19 protein-coding genes and 1 pseudogene are annotated in these 18,907 nt (G+C 42.0%); 19 read left to right on the top strand and 1 reads right to left on the bottom strand.

Features of this window, described 5'->3' with window-relative positions; translation table 11 throughout:
* Window positions 1-73: 73 nt before the first annotated feature.
* The 10 genes from ERX29_RS08005 to ERX29_RS07965 all read left to right on the top strand — a co-directional run bounded on the left by ERX29_RS08005 (window position 74) and on the right by ERX29_RS07965 (window position 9,075).
* Window positions 74-1,708, top strand: a complete 1,635-nt coding sequence (locus tag ERX29_RS08005) for a putative polysaccharide biosynthesis protein (protein WP_133444192.1) — start codon at window positions 74-76, stop codon at window positions 1,706-1,708.
* Window positions 1,705-2,418, top strand: a complete 714-nt coding sequence (locus ERX29_RS08000) for a pseudouridine synthase (protein ID WP_207999181.1) — start codon at window positions 1,705-1,707, stop codon at window positions 2,416-2,418. The genes ERX29_RS08005 and ERX29_RS08000 overlap by 4 nt, the downstream gene beginning before the upstream one ends.
* A gap of 67 nt (window positions 2,419-2,485) precedes the next feature.
* Window positions 2,486-2,638: a hypothetical protein gene (locus tag ERX29_RS11000; protein WP_165981115.1), complete on the top strand. Its 153-nt coding sequence runs from the start codon at window positions 2,486-2,488 to the stop codon at window positions 2,636-2,638.
* A gap of 2 nt (window positions 2,639-2,640) precedes the next feature.
* Complete coding sequence (locus ERX29_RS07995; protein WP_133444190.1) at window positions 2,641-2,967, top strand: hypothetical protein; 327 nt, start codon at window positions 2,641-2,643, stop codon at window positions 2,965-2,967.
* Window positions 2,968-3,068: 101 nt separating this feature from the next.
* Window positions 3,069-4,481 carry a dipeptidase PepV gene (pepV, locus tag ERX29_RS07990; protein ID WP_133444189.1) on the top strand — a complete coding sequence of 471 codons (1,413 nt, stop codon included), beginning with the start codon at window positions 3,069-3,071 and terminating at the stop codon, window positions 4,479-4,481.
* Between the two features lie 2 nt (window positions 4,482-4,483).
* On the top strand, window positions 4,484-5,320 hold the full coding sequence (dat, locus tag ERX29_RS07985; RefSeq protein WP_133444188.1) for a D-amino-acid transaminase: 837 nt from the start codon (window positions 4,484-4,486) through the stop codon (window positions 5,318-5,320).
* 187 nt (window positions 5,321-5,507) lie between these two features.
* Window positions 5,508-6,299: a phosphotransferase family protein gene (locus tag ERX29_RS07980; protein WP_133444187.1), complete on the top strand. Its 792-nt coding sequence runs from the start codon at window positions 5,508-5,510 to the stop codon at window positions 6,297-6,299.
* Window positions 6,300-6,311: 12 nt separating this feature from the next.
* Window positions 6,312-6,947 (top strand): tRNA (guanosine(46)-N7)-methyltransferase TrmB, encoded by a 636-nt coding sequence (gene trmB, locus ERX29_RS07975; protein WP_133444186.1) that lies wholly within the window; start codon window positions 6,312-6,314, stop codon window positions 6,945-6,947.
* A gap of 96 nt (window positions 6,948-7,043) precedes the next feature.
* Entirely contained in the window at window positions 7,044-7,874 is an 831-nt protein-coding gene (locus tag ERX29_RS07970; RefSeq protein ID WP_424960632.1) for an MBL fold metallo-hydrolase, read from the top strand.
* Complete coding sequence (locus ERX29_RS07965; RefSeq protein ID WP_133444185.1) at window positions 7,867-9,075, top strand: MalY/PatB family protein; 1,209 nt, start codon at window positions 7,867-7,869, stop codon at window positions 9,073-9,075. Before ERX29_RS07970 ends, ERX29_RS07965 begins: the two co-directional genes overlap by 8 nt.
* Window positions 9,076-9,166: 91 nt before the next feature.
* Here the strand turns inward: ERX29_RS07965 and ERX29_RS07960 are convergent, their stop codons facing one another.
* Window positions 9,167-9,478, bottom strand: coding sequence for a PepSY domain-containing protein (locus tag ERX29_RS07960; RefSeq protein WP_133444184.1), 312 nt, complete (start codon window positions 9,476-9,478; stop codon window positions 9,167-9,169).
* Window positions 9,479-9,631: 153 nt separating this feature from the next.
* Between ERX29_RS07960 and ERX29_RS07955 the strand changes: the two genes are divergently transcribed.
* The 9 genes and pseudogenes from ERX29_RS07955 (at window position 9,632) to murC (ending at window position 18,884) form a co-directional block, all read left to right on the top strand.
* Window positions 9,632-10,411, top strand: a complete 780-nt coding sequence (locus ERX29_RS07955; protein WP_133444183.1) for an amino acid ABC transporter substrate-binding protein — start codon at window positions 9,632-9,634, stop codon at window positions 10,409-10,411.
* Window positions 10,395-11,114 carry an amino acid ABC transporter permease gene (locus ERX29_RS07950; protein ID WP_133444182.1) on the top strand — a complete coding sequence of 240 codons (720 nt, stop codon included), beginning with the start codon at window positions 10,395-10,397 and terminating at the stop codon, window positions 11,112-11,114. The genes ERX29_RS07955 and ERX29_RS07950 overlap by 17 nt, the downstream gene beginning before the upstream one ends.
* Window positions 11,111-11,842, top strand: coding sequence for an amino acid ABC transporter ATP-binding protein (locus tag ERX29_RS07945; protein WP_133444181.1), 732 nt, complete (start codon window positions 11,111-11,113; stop codon window positions 11,840-11,842). The genes ERX29_RS07950 and ERX29_RS07945 overlap by 4 nt, the downstream gene beginning before the upstream one ends.
* 165 nt (window positions 11,843-12,007) lie before the next feature.
* Entirely contained in the window at window positions 12,008-13,012 is a 1,005-nt protein-coding gene (locus tag ERX29_RS07940) for a PTS sugar transporter subunit IIC (RefSeq protein WP_133444180.1), read from the top strand.
* A complete protein-coding gene (locus tag ERX29_RS07935; protein WP_133444179.1) occupies window positions 13,009-13,317 on the top strand; it encodes a thioredoxin family protein in 309 nt (102 codons plus the stop codon). Before ERX29_RS07940 ends, ERX29_RS07935 begins: the two co-directional genes overlap by 4 nt.
* 80 nt (window positions 13,318-13,397) lie before the next feature.
* Window positions 13,398-14,258: a DUF1444 family protein gene (locus tag ERX29_RS07930; RefSeq protein ID WP_133444178.1), complete on the top strand. Its 861-nt coding sequence runs from the start codon at window positions 13,398-13,400 to the stop codon at window positions 14,256-14,258.
* 1 nt (window position 14,259) lies between these two features.
* Window positions 14,260-14,856: a YtpR family tRNA-binding protein gene (gene ytpR / locus ERX29_RS07925; RefSeq protein WP_133444177.1), complete on the top strand. Its 597-nt coding sequence runs from the start codon at window positions 14,260-14,262 to the stop codon at window positions 14,854-14,856.
* Between the two features lie 1,248 nt (window positions 14,857-16,104).
* Window positions 16,105-17,574, top strand: a pseudogene (locus ERX29_RS11155) (DNA translocase FtsK); the annotation flags it as partial.
* 11 nt (window positions 17,575-17,585) lie between these two features.
* Complete coding sequence (gene murC, locus ERX29_RS07915; protein WP_133444175.1) at window positions 17,586-18,884, top strand: UDP-N-acetylmuramate--L-alanine ligase; 1,299 nt, start codon at window positions 17,586-17,588, stop codon at window positions 18,882-18,884.
* Window positions 18,885-18,907 lie beyond the last annotated feature (23 nt).

Here is an 18,907-nt window from a genome sequence, read left to right as displayed (position 1 = left end):
ATAAAAGTAGTGTATCGCAATTAAAGATGATAAGATATCTTTAGTTTAAATCTAGAGAGTTAGGGATGAAAATATGTCACAAAGCAGTTCGCTGGTGAGAAGTACATTTATTTTAACAGCCAGCATATTTATTACAAAGGTTCTCGGAATACTCTATGTCATTCCATTCTATGCGATTATCGGTGGAGAAAGAAATCTCGCACCTTATAACTATGCCTATAATCCGTATACTGTCATGCTTGTCATTGCCGGGGCTGGAGTACCGCTTGCCGTTGCAAAATATGTCTCTAAGTACAATGCGATAGGTGCTTATAAAGTCAGTCAGAAGCTCTATAAGTCAAGTCTTGTCGTCATGTCACTGACCGGGATACTTGGCTTTATTATTCTGTATTTACTGGCGCCGATGATTGCTGAAGCAACACTTGCCAAGCATAATCCGCTTCCAGGAACAGATGCCTGGAGTGTTAAGGACATCACTGAAATCATTCGTGTCATATCCTTCGCCGTGATCTTTATCCCGTTTCTTGCAACATTCAGAGGGATTTTCCAGGGCTATGATTCCATGGGACCAACTGCTGTCTCTACAGTCATTGAGCAGATTGCCCGCATTATCTTCCTTCTTGGCGGTGCGTTTCTCGTCATGAGGTATATGGGCGGCAATATTCTGCTTGCCAATGAAGTGGCGACATTTGCCGCTGCGATTGGTGCTGTATTTGCACTGCTGACTTTATGGTATTACTGGCGGAAACGAAAACCTCATATCGATCAGATGATCGAACAGGATCACACAGAAACCGAAGTCGGCTACCGGGAAATGTATAAGGAAATTCTGCTATACAGTATTCCGTTTGTCATCGTCAGTCTCTGCTTCCCGATATATTTAATCATTGATCAGTTCACTCATAATAGAGGGCTTGATATGGCTGGAGTCCCAGTAGAGATGCACGATTCGCTTTTGACGATGCTGAACTTAACAACGAATAAACTCGTCATGATTCCGACGTCGCTTGCGTCAGGTTTTGCGATCAGTCTCGTTCCTGCTATTACGAAGGCCCATGCATCTGGACAAATAAGAGCAATGCATCATCAGATCAGAACGTCAATCGGGCTGCTGATGTTTTTGACGGTTCCTGCATCGCTCGGAATCATGGTACTTGCTGCACCACTTTATACTTCATTCTATAGTTTCGATTCGATGGCCAATCATATTCTATATTACTATGCACCCGTCGGAATATTAATCGCTCTGTTGTCCGTTACTTCCGCCATGCTGCAAGGAATTGACAAGCAGGCGATGACGGTCTGGATAGTCATTCTGTCATTAGTGATTAAAGCAGTCATTAACTTGCCGCTTATCGTTATGTTTGGGACGGTTGGCGCAGTCATTGGCACGGCGATTGCACTGACTGTTGCAATTATCTGTAATCTACTCGTGATTAAAAAATATGCGTATTTCAAATTCCGCTCAACGGTTACGGAAATTTCGCAGATTCTTCTTTACAGCTTATTGATGGTATTAATTGTAGAAATAGTCTATCTTGGTCTGATACAATTCTTGAGCGTCAGAGATAAATGGGATGCACTGATTATTCTGATCATCTGTGCAGCAGTCGGTGGTTTGTTCTATGGGTATATTTCACTGAGAACTGGCCTCGCAGAAAAATATCTTGGCGGACGTGTAGCAAAACTTGCTAGGAAAGTAAGATGAGCATGAGACTGGACAAATTTTTGGCAGATACCGGCAATGGAACACGGTCGGAAGTCAAACATCTGATCAGAAAAGGGCGGGTCACTGTAAACAATGAAACAGTAAGGAAGTCGGATATTAAAATCAGTCCAGACGATGACCTCATCGCTATTGACGGCGAAATTGTTCATTATGAACCACTTGTCTACTTGATGATGAACAAACCCGCAGGTGTTATCAGTGCGACTGAAGATAAGATCCACAAGACTGTCATCGATCTCATACCTGACTATCAGCACTATGCACTGCATCCGGTCGGCCGGCTGGATAAAGATACAGAAGGACTGCTGATCTTAACAAATGACGGTCAGTTCAGTCATGATGTGCTCAGTCCGAAAAAACATGTCGATAAGACATACTTCGCTCGGATTGCTGGTTTTGTGACAGCTCAGACCATTACACAGTTTGCATCTGGCCTGACGCTGGACGATGGTTATCAAACGATGCCTGCTGTATTAAAGGTGCTGTCTGCCGATACTAACAGTGAGATAGAAGTGACGATACAGGAAGGCAAGTTTCATCAAGTCAAGCGGATGTTTGAAGCGGTCGATATGAAAGTCACTTATTTAAAACGTATTAAAATGGGAGAACTGACACTTGATGCAACGCTTCTTCCAGGTCAGTATAAAAAACTAAATAATTTGGATATCAATCTTGTTAAAACTAAATAATATGGTTTAATACTTAAAACGCCGGGTATACTTTAAATACAAATCATACAAAAGAGGTGTTTTAACTATGGCAAAACAAGCAGGATTATTAAGAGCAGCATTAGTTATCGGAGGCACTGCAGCAGCGGCGTATTTCTCTAAGAAAGAGAATTTAGACCGTGTAATGAACAAAGTCGACAAAGCTAAAAATTCAACTTCTTCAAATAAGAAAGGAATTTAACTATGGCGAAACAAGCAGGATTATTAAGAGCAGCATTAGTTATTGGAGGTACTGCAGCGGCAGCCTACTTCTCCAAGAAAGAAAATCTTGACCGTGTACTGAATAAAGTCCAGAAATCAAATATTGATTCACCGGGTGTTAAACCAACTTTAGCTGAAAAAGTGAAGAAAACAGTAGCTGACACAGTAAAAAGCGACAATAGCATTAACAATGAACGTTTTCCTAAAACTCAACGAGATACTCATGAGCAAGTAGCTACTTTTGATGATGAAGGCGGCGGTGGAGTTAATAATATTCATACCGTCACTGATCGCGATCTTTTAAAGTAATGATTTCGAGCTGTCTACTATAGACAGCTTTTTTTGTTTATTTCATTTTAAAACACCGATTTTTCATGTAAGATAATAGTATTGACGATAGGGGGATTTATATGAATTGGAGAGAACAAGTTGCAGAATATGAACAGGCAATGGTAGAAGATTTAAAAGGATTACTGGCGATCAACAGTGTCAGAGACGATAGTTTGATGTCTAAAGAAACACCTGTCGGGCCGGGTCCAAGAGAAGCACTGGAATACATGTACAAACTCGCGGAACGTGATGGCTTTAAACATGTAGATGTCGATCATATCGCCGGTCGCATTGAGATGGGCAAAGGCAGTGAATTGTTTGGAATTCTATGCCACGTGGATGTGGTACCACCGGGCAGTGGGTGGGATACTGATCCATTTAATCCCGTCGAAACAGAAGATAAGATTATTGCTCGTGGAACACTTGACGATAAAGGGCCGACTATCGCTGCTTACTATGCAGTAAAAATTCTGGAAGATATGAATGTTGATTTCAAGCAAAGAATTCACTTGATTGTTGGAACTGATGAGGAATCAGGCTGGATGTGTACTGACCGTTACTTCCAGACCGAAGAGATGCCGAACCTAGGTATCGCACCAGATGCAGATTTCCCACTGATTCACGGAGAAAAAGGTCTTACAACATTCGATATTATTCAGAACAGTTCTAAAGAGGATGTTACAGCACCAGAAGTTGAACTGAAAGCACTGAATGCCGGTGAGCGCTATAATATGGTGCCGGACTTTGCTGAGGCGAAACTTGCTGTCAGAGAAAAAATGGATTTCGTGCTGCAGTCTTTTGATAATTATTTGCATGATCATCAGCTGACCGGCAAAGCAACTGTCGTCAGTGGCAGTCTGCTCCTTCAGATTGAAGGAAAATCAGTCCACGGCATGGATCCATCTATCGGTGTCAATGCAGGTATGTTTTTAGTGAACTTCCTGAATACATTGTCACTGGACGAAAAAGCAAAGGCTTTTGTTGCACTCGGCGACCGCTATTTATTCGAATCTCATTTCGGTGAGAAGATGAATATGGCGTTTGAAGACGCTGAGATGGGTAGACTGACGACGAATATCGGCGTAATCAGTTATACGGATATAGACGGCGGACATTACGGTGTCAACCTGCGCTATCCAACTGGGTTTGACTTCACGACAGAAATTGCGGGTTTTACTGATCAAATTAAAGAACAGGGATTTGACATTGTTGTGAATACGCACCAGGAACCGCACTATGTGGATAAAAATGACCCATTCATTGGTAAGCTGCTGACCGCTTACCGCAATCAGACAGGTGATATGACTGAGCCTTATACAATCGGTGGGGGAACTTACGCTCGTAACCTGGAAAAAGGCGTCGCTTTCGGTGCCATGTTCAAAGACTCAGTCGACTTGATGCACCAGAAAAATGAATATATGACGAAGAAGCAGTTATTTGATGCAACCGCTATTTATCTGGAAGCCATTCACGCTGTTTGTGTGGAGGATTAAAGATGGGAGTTATATACTACAACGGTGAATTTCATGACGATGCTGTATCGCTTGACTACAATGACCGGGGCTATCAGTTTGGTGACGGCGTTTACGAAGTAGTCAGAGTATACGAAGGTAGATTGTTTACTGCTCGCGAGCACTTTGAAAGATTAGTGCGTAGTGCCGGTGAAATTAAGATGTCTGCACCGAAGTCAGTAGATGATTACATTCAAATTTGCGAACAGCTGGTTGATAGGAATGACCTTGTTAACGGTAATATCTATATTCAGTTGACACGCGGTGTTGCAGCACGTAATCATGCATTTCCGGTACCTGCAACAGAACCTGTCACTTTGATGTACACTTATACAGCTGAGCGGCCACTCAAAGGAATGCAGAACGGTGTAAAGACGATATCAACTGAAGATATTCGCTGGCTGCGCTGTGATATTAAGAGTCTTAACCTGCTGGCTAATGTGCTGAACAAGGAGAAGGCAGTTCAGGCTGGAGCAGTTGAAGCGATACAGATTAGAGATGGCGTAGTCACCGAAGGAGCATCAAGCAATGTCTATAGAGTTAAAGACGGTGCCATTTATACTCATCCGGCTGACAATTTAATTTTAAATGGTATTACAAGACGAGTGATCAAAGAATGTTCACAGGAACTTGCAATCCCGTTTCATGAAGAAACATTCGGCCATGATGATCTTCTTACATCTGATGAAGTGTTCATCTCCAGCACAACACTTGAAATCACACCTGTCAATCAGATCGATGATCAAGTGATCGGCGAACCAGGACCTATAGTTAAAAAGTTACAGCAGGCGTTTGAAACGAAAATAAAGATGATAAAATAATTTCTCCGCTGGAACGTTGCTGCAAGGCACTTCGCAAAATGTCAATAGATTTTGAGTAACTTTTCCGCTTGAATTCCAAAGTAGAAGGGTTTAAAATTTAAACAAGTCACTACTCGACGTGTAGTATAGATAAGGCTCTTGATTATATCTCGAGCCTTTTCTTTTTTCGAAAATGGAGGTGAACACGTTGGAACATTTCTATCAATTAGGATGGACACTGGATTCGGCAGGTGGTGCTTCAGGCGAAGCATATATGGCTGAACAGGATGGCAGAAAACTATTCCTGAAACGAAATTCCAGTCCCTTTCTTGCGGCGCTTTCAGCTGAAGGCATTGTACCGAAACTTGTTTGGACAAAACGAATTGAGACAGGTGAGGTAGTAACAGCACAGCACTGGAAAAACGGCAGGTCATTAATGCATGATGAAATGAAATCCAATCGTGTGGCACTGATGTTAAGAAAAATCCATAAATCGACGCCGCTGCTCAATATGTTAAAAAGGCTTGAGATGGAACCGATGTATCCAGCGATGCTGCTGAAAAAAATCAACTCCTCATTATCGAGGAACGTTCTGTCCCACCATGTAGTCAGAAAGTCACTGCTATATCTGGAAGAACATATGCCGAATATGAATTCAGCGTTCTATACTGTCTGTCACGGTGACGTCAATCACAACAACTGGCTGCTGTCAGAACAGGATGAACTGTTCCTGGTTGACTGGGAAGGTGCGATGATTGCAGATCCTGCGATTGATATCGGAATGATTCTATATACATATATTGAACCCGCCGAGTGGTCTGTATGGTTAAGTAAATACGGAATACAAGATACACTTGATTTAAGGAAACGTATGAAATGGTATACCATTATCCAGGCTATTGCGATGGTGGAGTGGTATGAAGAGAAAAATCGTTATCAGGACATGAACGAATGGCTTTATTTTTTAAATGACGTGCTGATGATGAATCGTTTTATATAAGGAGAACAATTAATGAGAATGCGCAATAAACCATGGGCAGAAGAATATTTGCTTGATCATGATGCGATTGTCAGTATCGGTGATGAAAGAAAGCAGCAGATCACTGACTGGTTTGGCAACAACCAGCCCATTCATATCGAAGTCGGAAGTGGCATGGGACGATTTATTACAGAGATGGCAAAACACAATCCTCATATTAACTATATCGGTATTGAACGTGATAAAAATGTCATGATCCGAATAGTTGAAAAAGCGGTTGAACAGAACATAGAGAATTTAAGGCTGTTGACACTGGATGCAGAAAAACTGCCTGAATACTTCCAGGATGGTGAAGTCAGCCGCATCTACTTGAACTTCTCAGACCCATGGCCGAAGACAAGACACGCAAAACGCCGCCTGACACATGAGAATTTTCTAAAGCTGTACAAACAGGTACTGGCAGAAGACGGAGAAATTCATTTTAAGACTGATAATCAGCATTTATTTGAATTCTCGCTTGAAAGCATGAGTCAGTTCGGCATGAAACTGAAGAATATCAACCTGGATTTACATACTAATGAACCAGAGGATAATATCAAGACGGAATATGAAGAGAAATTCTCTAACAGAGGATTCCGTATTAACCGGCTGGAAGCAACGTTTAAATAATATCAACACAAGAAAATCCTGGATAATTTCCAGGATTTTTTGTGTTTTAACAATTCAGAATTTTCATGTAGAATAAAAGGGAATGGGGGAATTTGTATGCTTAATATAGGCAAGTTTAAATTGACACCGTTAAATGGCGGTATCACACAGATGGACGGCGGTGCGACATTCGGTGTTGTACCAAAACCGCTCTGGCAGAAGAAGTACCCTCATAATGATAATAATCAGGTGCCGCTTGTGACATACCCGATCCTAATACAGTCGGAATATGGCAACATGCTGATTGACAGCGGGGTAGGTAACGGGAAACTTGATGACAAACGGAAAAGAAACTACGGTGTCAACTTTGAAAGTAATATAGCTGATGAACTTAGCCGACTGAATCTATCGACAGATGATATCAATGTTATTATGATGAGTCATATGCACTTTGACCATGCACTTGGGCTGACGTCAAGTACAGGCGAACCAGTATTTAAGAATGCAAAAATCATTACATCGCAGTCAGAATGGGACGAAATGAGAAATCCTAATATCCGCAGCAAAGCAACCTACTGGAAAATGAACTACGAAGGTATAGAAGAAATGGTGGAACCATTTACAGACGAAATTGAAATCTGTCCTGGCATCACAATGATCCATACAGGCGGTCATAGCGAAGGGCACAGTGTGATAGAAATTAAAGATGGTGGTGAACGCGCTGTTCACATGGCTGACCTGCTGCCGACTACTGCACACCGCAATCCATTATGGGTGACTGCTTATGATGATTATCCAATGGATTCAATTTTTCAGAAAGAAGAGCTGTTTGAATGCTATCAAGATGCCTGGTATATCTTCTATCACGATGTTCGTCACTTTGCGGTGAAATTCGATGGGGGAGAAATCATCGAGGAAATGAGAAGGGAGCCGGTCGTCAGTGTATAATTTTGATGAGCAGATAGATAGAGCAGGAACAGACTGCATTAAATACGATGCAATGGATCTGATTTATGATCATGATGACCTGCTGCCTTTCTGGATTGCAGATATGGATTTCAAGACGCCGCAGCCTATTATTGAAGCTATGAAAAAGCGGCTCGACCATCCAGTAATCGGTTATTCGAAGTGGAATACAGATCATTTCTATGATGCTGTTAAGCATTGGTATCAGACACGTTTCAATGCAAAGGTGATGAACAGTGACGTGCACTATGCACCGACCGTTCTGTTCACAATTACAGAGGTCATCAGAACATTGACTCACTCTGGTGACGGGATTATCATCAATACACCAAGCTACAATAATTTCATCAATCTGATTGAAGGAAATAAAAGAACAATTATAGAAGCACCATTGATTGATAATGGGTTGAACTATACCATGGATATGGAGTACTTTGAATCGTTATGTAAAAAGCCGGAGAACAAAATTTTTTTATTGTGCAATCCGCACAATCCGACAGGTAAAGTGTTCACTAAAGAAGAGCTCGACACCGTCGTGGAAATCTGTGCTGCACATGATGTATTTATTATTGCAGATGAAATACATATGGATTTTGTCCGACATCCAGATGGGCATCAGACACTGGTTAACTGGATGAAACCGGACAGCCCAATTATCGTCGTTACATGTCTCGGTAAAACTTTCAATATTTCAGGACTGCCGCATAGTTTCTATATCACAAAACATCGGTACTTGACACTCGATCTGAATCGCAAGCTCATATCAGTCTACGGACTAGGCAGTACAAATCCATTGATCAACTGCGCTGTACAGGCAGCCTATATGGAATGCGCCGACTGGGTCGATGAAGTGAATCAGTATATTGAAGAAAATATGCAGATGGTTAAACAATTTGTTGATGACGAGTTAAGTGATGCACTGGACGTGCGAATCCCTGATGCAACGTTTTTGATGTGGATTGATTTCAGTAAGAGCGGACACGACGAACAGACCGTCCAGCAGGCACTTCAGCATATAGGGAAGATTGCTGTCGGTATCGGCAGTACTTATGAAATCGGTGAAAGTACTCACTTCAGACTGAACCTAGCTTGCGACCGTGAACGCTTAAAAGAAGGGCTGAGCAGAATGAAGCAGGCGTTTGATTCACTCTCAGTCGAAGCAAAAAAAGTTTCGAGTAAATAGATTCTTCTTAATGCGTGAAAATGATCATTCAGGCATTTAACACAAAATATATTCCTCAAGTAAAAACCAGGCAGATCACTCTGCCTGGTTACTAATTTTCATGAGTCATTTCAACACAGTCAATCAACTGTCCGGTATAAGCATCGACAATAAATTCAAACTCTTCCTTATAATTATCAAAGTTAGTTGTAACGCCGCCGCGATAAACTTGTGTCTCAACACCGAATTTTTTGTAGCGTTCCGGGGTATAGACAATGAAAGATGATTCAACGCCATTGAATTTCTTTTTCATATCTTCAAGAAGCAGTTCAGGATTCATCAGTCTGTATCTTCTGCTGAACAGATAACCGGCGACTAAAGCAGCAACGACGATTGAGGAACCAATCCACCATTTTTTATTCATGGGAAACCTCCTTTTCCTTATATTCATTATCTTAGATTACAGAAAAAATTCAAGTTTTGACTATGTCTAAAATCTTTTAGTTGACTAAACGATGGTTTCAGATACAATTAATATTATTCCGAGTGGAACGATAAGAATAGGAGTGGTATAAAGATGAAAAAGTTTTTATGGATATTGGCAGCAATGATTTTTGTTTTGGCAGCATGCGGGCAGAACAATGATAATTCAAAGAAAGATTCAGCAAAGAAAGAGAAAGTATTAACTATCGGGACTGAAGGGACATACGCACCATTCAGCTATCATGACAAGCAGGACAAATTGACAGGTTATGATGTAGAAGTAGCAGAAGCAGTCGCTAAAGAAGCGGGTTATAAAGTTAAATTTGTAGAAACACAGTGGGATTCAATGTTTTCAGGACTGAACTCCGGACGTTTTACGACTGTTGCGAACCAGGTTGGTATTAACGATGAACGTAAAGCAAAATACAAATTTTCAGAACCTTACACTTATACAAGTGCTGTCCTAGTGACACGTAAAGGAAATGACGACATTAAATCATTCGACGACGTTAAAGGAAAGAAACTCGCACAGACGTTAACATCTAACTACGGTAAAATTGCAAAAGACCATGGTGCTGAGATCACTCAAGTGGAAGGCTTCAATCAGTCGATGGAACTTGTATTATCCAACCGAGTGGAAGGTACATTTAATGAAAAATTATCAGTACTGGATTACTTGAAACAGAAGAAATCAGCTGACGTGAAAGTCATTGAAGGCGATGCAGAGAAAAGTGAGTCAGCGTTTGTATTTACTAAGAAAACTGATCAGTCTGTTATCGATGACATCAACAAAGCATTGAAAACGTTGAAAGATAACGGCGAGCTGTCTAAGATCAGTAAGAAATGGTTTGGTGACGATGTTTCAAAACCTTAATGAAGAACAGCAGCATGCTTTAAATGCTGCTCAGCAGGCATTTTTGCCGATGCTGGAAGGTCTAGTTAAATTTTCAATACCGATTACAATAGTGACATTTATTTTAGGATTGATCATTGCTCTGGCAACTGCTTTAATGCGTGTATCTAACAATGTTTTTTTACAGACTATCGCGCGTTTCTATGTTTCAATTATTCGAGGAACGCCGATGATTGTTCAGCTGTTTATCATTTTTTATGGGATTCCTGAAATCGGACGATTAATTACCGGTGATCCTGATCAGCAGTTGACACTTGGGTCTGCAGTTGCGGCTGTTATCGGTTTAAGCCTGAATGTCGGTGCCTATGCTTCTGAAATCATTCGCGGAGGTATTTTATCTATTCCAAAAGGGCAGCGCGAAGCAGCTTACTCTATCGGAATGAGTGAGTGGATGACAATGCGCAGAATTATCTTGCCACAGGCGATACGAGTCTCGGTTCCGTCTCTAGGGAACACTTTTTTAAGCTTAATCAAAGATACATCGCTTTTAGGATTTATTCTTGTGGCAGAGATGTTCCGTAAAGCACAGGAAGTCGCTGCAACCTCTTATGAGTTTCTGTCTATTTACTTACTCGTCGCTGCCATGTACTGGGTCGTCTGTTTCATTATCTCGGTGCTTCAAGGAATGTATGAGCGGCGTCTTGAAAGGAAGTATACGATATGATTGAGCTTATTAATATCTATAAGAGCTTTGGCGATAAAGAAGTAATAAAAGGTGTGGATCTGTCAGTTGAAAACGGAGAAGTAGTTGTATTGATTGGACGTAGTGGGTCTGGTAAAACGACGCTGCTGCGGATGATCAATGCACTGGAGCTGCCGACGTCCGGTCAGGTCATTGTAGACGGAGTTAGTTATTCCAATAATAATCGACGGAGTCAGATTGCAGTACGTCAGAAGTCAGGTATGGTATTCCAAAACTATCAGCTGTTCCCGCATATGACGGCACTTGAAAATGTCATTGAAGGACTGGTCACAGTCAAGAAAATGTCTAAGGCAGAAGCTGAGAAAATCGGTCTCGACTTATTGCGTAAAGTAGGTCTTGAGCAAGTTGGTAATCAGTATCCCGCGGGACTATCCGGCGGGATGCAGCAACGTGTTGGTATTGCACGGGCACTTGCGATGAACCCGAAAGTCATGCTGTTTGACGAACCGACGTCAGCACTTGATCCAGAACTCGTCATGGATGTACTTGACGTTATGAAAGACCTCGCACGTGAAGGGATGACAATGGTGATTGTCACGCATGAGATGAATTTTGCAAAAAACGTCGCAAGTAAAATCGCATTTATTCATGAAGGTCGTATTGAAGAAATCGGTACACCTGATGAGATCTTCAACCATCCGAAAAGTGATGCTTTGAAACGATTCTTAAATATTATCGAACAGAAATAAGGCCAGGCTGATGCCTGGTTTTTTGTTGTCACGCATTTAATCTCTCTTAAATGCGTGAAATTATATTTTCTCTACATCATTCAGATAGCAATCAAAAATTTAAAATTGTAAATTGTTAATGTTTCTCTTAATTTTTTCCGCTATACTGATGATGAGGTGAAGGGGATGAAAGCTTATTTAAAGCGTTGGTTTATTGATGGTATGAGCTTTTTAGCACTAGGTCTATTCAGTTCTCTGATTATCGGTCTTATTATTGAAACTGCCGGAACTGAATTAAAACCATTTTTTGATACGAGTCTGCTGCTGGAAATCGGGAAGCTCGCAAAACAGTATACTGGCGCTGCTGTAGGGGTCAGTGTCGCTTACGGACTCGGAGCGAAGCCGCTTGTTATTTTCTCGAGCGCTGTGACAGGTATGTACGGGTATGAACTCGGGGGCGCTGCCGGCACGTATGTTGTCGCTCTTGTAACAACTGAGCTTGGTCGTCTGTACAGCGGCAGAACTAAAGTCGATATTTTATTGACACCGCTATTGACACTGTTGATAGGTGGTCTGATTGCTAAGTTAATCGGGCCGTTCATTGCCACATTAATGGCAAGTATCGGCGAATTTATCACATTTTCAACAACGCAGCAGCCGTTTCTTATGGGAATACTTGTTGCGCTTGTGTTCGGTCTCACGCTGTCGAGTCCGATTTCAAGCGCTGCCCTGGCCTTGATGTTGAATATTGAAGGAACTGCCGCCGCCGCTGCTACAATTGGCTGCTGCTGTCATATGATTGGTTTCGCAGTGACAAGTTACGGGGATAATGGTATACAGGGAGTGATTGCTCATGGCATCGGGACAAGTAAGATTCAGATTCCAAACTACATGAGAAATCCGTTCATCCTTGTCCCTCCTGCTATCGCAAGCATTATTACAGCACCGCTCATGACGATGTTCTGGCCGATGAAAAATGCAGCTGCAGGGGCAGGAATGGGTACGAGTGGATTTGTCGGCCAGATTATGACGATTAAGACGATGGGGTCTTCTATTACTACATGGCTGCAGATCGGGTTATTTCATTTTCTGCTGCCTGGACTCATCAGTTACTTTGTTTACAGAATGATGAAAAATGCCCGGATTATCAAGCCGGGAGACCAGCAAATTATGACAGGAGAGAGCATATGATTAAATTAAATAACGAACAGGATTTTCAAGAACTGATTAAAGAACCTTCGATTGTAATGTATACAGCGGGATGGTGTCCTGACTGTCACTTTATTGCCCCGGCACTTCCTGAAATAGAAGCAGCACATCCTGATTATCAGTTTGTTTCTGTTGACCGAGATGAATTTATGGACCTTGCCGTCCAATATGATGTCATGGGGATTCCGAGTTTTATCGCCTTCAATGAAGGAAAAGAGACCGGCCGATTTGTCTCAAGAGACAAAAAGACTAAAGAAGAAGTCAATCAATTCATCGATTCATTGTAGCAGCTGACCACGATGGGATACTATCACTCATCGTGGTTTTATTGTACAATAAATAATACAAGAATTGAGGAGTGTTATTGATGAATGTGTTTGAAATAAGGGACGCCATTACCTCAGAGCTTAATTCTGAGCTCATGACATGGAGTTTTGACCGTAAGGAAGAGACATTACGAGTCGAACGACACGATAATCATAAAGGACTGACGATCAAGCTTGCTCCATTAGTTGCTAAATATAAGCAGCAGGAACGAAAAATTATCGATGAAGTTCTCTACTATATCAATGAAACAATTAATGCGATGGCAGATGAAACAGATAAAATGATAACAGACATGAAAATTATGCCGGTTATCAGGTCGACGAGCTTTCCGAAAGAAGCAGAAGGAGTGCCTTTTGTCATTACAGAGCATACTGCAGAGACTAACATATACTATGCTCTTGACTTAGGTTCAACCTACCGTCTGATCGATGAGCAAGTACTGAGTGAGATGATCATTACAGAAGACCATATGAAAGAGCAGGCGCTGTTCAATATGAAGAAGCTGCCTGCACAGTTCAAGGAAGACCGCGTTGCTGGGAATACCTTTTACTTCTTCAATTCAAATGATGGCTACGACGCCTCCAGAATATTGAACGAAGCATTGCTGCAGCAGTTTGACCGTGAGAAAAAAGGTGAGCTGCTTGTCGCAACGCCTCATGCAGATGTATTGATTATCGCCGATATCGAAAATGAAACCGGCTATGATGTCATGGCTCAGATGATGATGCAGTTTTTCAGCAATGGTCTCGTGCCAATCACTTCACTGTCATTTCAATATGCAGACGGATTGCTGACTCCTGTGTTCATTCTCGGAAAAAACAATATGAAACGCAATCAGGAAGCGATTGCCCGCCTGGAAGAAAACCGAAAAAAATTTGAAAACGATAACAAGGAGAAATGACATGAATATCTTTTACAATGAAAAAATAGATGACGTATTACTGATCACCATCGAATCAGTGGAAGAACCATTTGAATACGAAAAAAATGGCGATGTCGTAACAATTAAAAAGGACGGAAATATTGTCGGCTACAATGTTTTTAACGTCAATGATGAGCTGAAACTTAATAGCAGCGGTCTTGTTGAACTGGATGAAGCAACGATGGAAACTATCAATGATGTGCTGAAGACTAAAGGAATTGAACCGCTGTCAGTAGATTTGTCTCCTAAATTTGTTGTGGGTCATGTCGACAGTATGGAAAAGCATCCTGATGCTGATAAACTAAATATCTGTCAGGTGAATGTCGGACAAGAGATTCTGCAGATTGTCTGCGGCGCTAAAAATATAGCAGCAGGACAAAATGTCGTCGTCGCTAAAGTGGGAGCTGTCATGCCGGGCGGTATGCACATTAAAGATGCTGAACTTCGCGGTGTCGCATCAAGCGGAATGATCTGTTCAGAGCGTGAACTTGGTCTCACAGACTCAGAAGAGAAAAAAGGTATTTTAGTGCTGGACGCAGAAGCAGTACCTGGTACTGACTTTTTCAAACAAGGTTAAAGGTGTGAGCATATGAGCTGGTTTGACAAAATATTTGGAGAGCAACCCACTGACCCTCAGCCTTCAGAAGAACAGCGTCATAGTGAGAGTATAAAACTTGAAGAAGACAATCATGATGAGATATACAGAAGACCGAGAGGGAAATTCAGATTTCCTATCGATGTAGATATGAAAAAAGAGCAGGCGCCAATAGAAAATTCGGTTGATATACAGCCAAGACATAGCGATTTTGTCAACGATGACTATTTCAACAACAGACGAGAACGACAATCAAGACGAGCTGACGCGGAAGTAACGATGCAAAGAACGCAGGCAGTGACTGACCGTTATAACCCGTCCTATACACCGCCTGCTAAACAATCAGATGTCCATAAACCCAAGTTTACAGCGAGTGAAGTACCTTCTGCAATCTACGGCTCACGCAGAAACTTAAAGGCGAGTGACAGCAAAGTAGTCATTACGCCGCTAACTGGAAAAAAACCTGAGAGCATAAAACCTGAAACACCCACTCATCGTAAGCAGGATAATATGGTGAACGTAGAAAATGTCTATGCTTCGCAGATCGTGGCAGAAATCAGACGAGAACGTGAGAAGAAAGCCCAAGCTAAAAAGGCTTTCGAAGAAAAAAGGCGACAGCTCAAAATTCAGGACGAAGCCGAGAATAAGTCTGCAATAGAACCGGAAAATGCTGAACAGCCGGAAATCATCTACTCATCAGCACCGGAAGTCGAACAGCTTTCACTTCAGCCTGAGCATGAAGTGAAAGCAGAGCTGGAAACAGTTGACGTTGAACTACCACAACTGCATGAAGAACGTTCCATTATTATTGACGAGCCGACACCAGACGATACGGACCATGTAGACTTTATCGATGTAGAAGAAATCATCGAGAATGAGGAAATCATCGAATCCACTGAACAGACTATTCCTCAGGAAGAACAGTCGATTGAGCAGATGCTGCAGGAAAACATGGCAGTCCCTAAACTAGATGATGTTATTGAAGAAGCGGTGTCTGAAGTTGTTGAAGAACCAATTCCTTCTCTTGAACCGACACTTCGACCAACAGTGAGCAAGACGACACCATTCAATGTTGTTATGACACCGTCTGACAAAAAAAGACTGATGGATAAAAATACTGTTGAAGAACCACCTTCTATCATTGGCAAAATCATCGATAAAGTGACGCCGGACAATGACTTGTCAGCGGAACCATCACTCCTTGAAAAAGCGATAGGCTTTGTGACGCCGGATAAAGTCGAGTCCGAACAAACGAAGACCGTCACTCAGAAAGTAAAAGACGCAGTTGCCCCAAGTAAGGACAAAAAGCGTAAAGGCCCAAACTATTTACTGCCACCAGTGAGTCTTCTTGCACAGCCGGAACAAAGCAGCGAGTCACATGAATGGGTAGAAGAACAGCGCGCGCAGCTGGACGAAGCTTTCTATCACTTCAATGTGCCGGCGAAAGTTGAGACGGTTGTGGTTGGTCCTTCTGTCACAAGATATGAGCTTTCAGTTGAAAAAGGTGTTAAAGTTAGTCGTATCACCAATCTGCAGGATGATATCAAGATGGCGCTTGCAGCAAAAGACATTCGTATTGAAGCACCTATTCCTGGTACATCGAGAGTCGGTGTAGAAGTGCCGAATATCGAGACGCGTAAAGTCAACTTAAGTGAAGTCATCTTTTCTAAGCGGTTCAAGTTTGCTGAATCCAAGTTGATGGTCGCGCTTGGTGTGAAAATCAACAACGAGCCGATGCTGATGGATATCGCAAAAATGCCGCATGCTTTGATTGCCGGAGCAACGGGATCAGGGAAGTCAGTCAGCATCAATGCGATTCTACTGTCGCTGTTATATCGTAACAATCCGAGTGAACTGAAACTGCTGCTGATCGATCCTAAAATGGTGGAACTTGCACCATACAATGACCTGCCTCATCTTTTGGCACCAGTGATTACAGATGTCAAAGCAGCTACAGAAAGTCTGAAGTGGGTAGTCGAAGAGATGGAACGACGGTACAAGACGTTTGCCGGTGTTCATGTCAGAAATATTACTGCCTATAACCAGAAGTCACCATATGACAAACGACTACCTAAAATTGTTATCATTATTGATGAGCTGGCTGACTTAATGATGATGGCGCCACAGGAAGTAGAACATTCTATTGCACGTATTGCCCAGAAAGCGCGTGCGGCAGGTATTCATATGATACTTGCGACGCAGCGTCCTTCCGTCAATGTTATTACAGGTCTGATCAAAGCCAATGTTCCGACACGAATCGCCTTTATGGTGTCTTCAGCTGTCGACTCACGCACTGTAATGGATAATGGCGGTGCCGAGAAACTGCTCGGCAATGGTGATATGCTGTATCAGGGCAATGGAATGAACAGACCAATCCGTATCCAGGGCTGCTATGTATCCGATGAAGAAATAGACGAAGTCGTCGCATATATAAAAGATCAAGGTGAGCCAAACTATGTCTTTCAGCAGGAAGAGCTTCTAACGAAGATGAACGAACTGCCTCAGGACGATTTGTTTGATGAAGTGATTGATTATATGCAGGAAGAGGGACAGATTTCAACGTCTCAGCTGCAGCGTAGATTCCAGATCGGCTATAACAGAGCCGCACGTATTGTCGACAGTCTGGAAGATGCCGGCTATATCAGCGGGGCAAACGGCTCTAAACCGAGAACAGTGTTAATGACAGAAAAACAACAATAGGAGTGTAGACAATGACGTTATATCATTTTGTAGGTATTAAAGGAGCCGGCATGAGTGCGCTCGCACACATTCTGTTCGATATGGGACATGATGTACAAGGGTCTGATATCGAGAAGGAGTTCTTCACGGAGATTGCGCTGCGCGATAAAGGAATTAAAATCCTGCCATTTAATGAACAGAATGTTCATCAAGGAATGACGATTATCGCCGGTAATGCTTTCGGTGACGACCATCCTGAGATTGTCAGAGCAAAAGAACTGGATTTAGATTTTTTCCGCTATCATGACTTTTTAGGAACGTTCATGAATGAATACACTTCTATTGCAGTAACGGGTTCTCATGGTAAGACATCCACAACCGGACTATTATCACATGTCATGAACGGTGATAAGAAGACGTCTTACTTAATAGGAGATGGAACAGGAATGGGACTGCCTGACAGTGAGTACTTCGCTTTTGAAGCATGTGAGTATCGCAGACATTTCCTGAGCTATTCACCAGACTACGCTATCATCACTAATATTGATTTTGACCATCCCGACTATTTTGCGAGTATGAGTGATGTGTTCAATGCCTTTCAGGAGATGAGCCGTAAAGTTAAAAAAGGAATCATCGCATGTGGCGATGACGAACATTTAAAGGATCTTGAAGTAAATATTCCTATTTATTACTATGGTATTGGAGAAAACAACCATGTCAGAGCAGAAAATATCGTATCTACAGATACCGGAACGACATTTGATGTAATAATCGACAACCAGTTATATGGCAGCTTTAAGACACCGATGTTCGGAGACCACCAAGTATTAAATGCCCTTGCAGTTATTACTGTTTGTTATCTTGAGCAGCTTGATACCCAAAACATTAAAGAAGCGCTTGAAACATTTGGCGGGGTGAAGCGTCGCTTTACTGAGAAGAAGAAAGACAATCAGATTCTTATCGATGATTACGCACATCACCCAAGAGAAATCAGCGCAACAATCGAATCAGCCAGCAAGAAGTATCCGGGCAAAAAAATCGTTGCAGTATTCCAGCCTCATACGTTCTCACGTACAGAAACGTTTCTTCAGGACTTTGCTGACAGTCTGAAAGCAGCTGATAAAGTCTTTCTCTGTGAGATCTTCGGCTCAGCACGGGAAACATCAGGTAATTTGACAATCAATGACCTTGCAGTACTGATACCTGAATCGGAGCGCATTGATGAAGATAGTGTTGCAGTGCTAAACAGCTACAAAAATGATGTGATTATCTTCATGGGAGCAGGGGACATCCAGAAAATTCAGAAAGCCTATGAAAATCTATTGCAATAGTTCAAATATGTTTTAAACTGTAA

The sequence above is a fragment of the Macrococcus lamae genome (genome assembly GCF_004359545.1).
In the GTDB taxonomy this organism is placed as follows: domain Bacteria; phylum Bacillota; class Bacilli; order Staphylococcales; family Staphylococcaceae; genus Macrococcus; species Macrococcus lamae.
The sequence above is the reverse complement of the archived record's forward strand: the minus strand, read 5'-3'. Positions and strand labels throughout refer to the sequence as shown.